The following is a 494-nucleotide window of genomic DNA, read 5'->3' on the forward strand; positions in this document are numbered from 1 at the left end:
GCTGGATGAGCCGCGTGGGTAACGATTCGTTCGCCCAGTACGTCCGCCACACCTTGCCGAAAGCGGCCATCGCCCACCCGTTCGTGCCGACCCACCCGCTTTATCCGACCGGCATCCAGCTGAAGTCGACCAACGCAGACCGCAACGCCCCGCCCGTCTCTCACCTTCCCCTCGCGTCCTCGTCCAGCCACCTGCCGCTCTCTCACTACGTCGCCGACGACCCACCTCAGCCTCTCTACCCGCACCAGAAGCCACTGCGCTCCTCCTGCTCTCCCCCCACGCCGCCCCCGTCCGCACCGACCCGGACCGCCCCCCAGTGCTCCTAGAGCTCGACGATCTCCGCCGCTGTAGCCGCCTTCCTGCTCACTCACTCGTCCTCCGCGCCACGCACTGACCGCTCGCCATCCTGACACAGCACCGATCTCCACTCCTCGCCCCCGCCGCGACCGTTCGTACACGCCGCGCTAACCTCGCTCCTGACAGCCTGCTCTCAC

1 pseudogene is annotated in these 494 nt (G+C 68.2%); it reads left to right on the plus strand.

The features are described 5' to 3' along the window. A pseudogene (locus A6V37_RS41770) lies at positions 1-326 on the plus strand (hypothetical protein); the annotation flags it as partial. Positions 327-494 lie beyond the last annotated feature (168 nt).

Source organism: Paraburkholderia ginsengiterrae (assembly GCF_001645125.1).
In the GTDB taxonomy this organism is placed as follows: domain Bacteria; phylum Pseudomonadota; class Gammaproteobacteria; order Burkholderiales; family Burkholderiaceae; genus Paraburkholderia; species Paraburkholderia ginsengiterrae.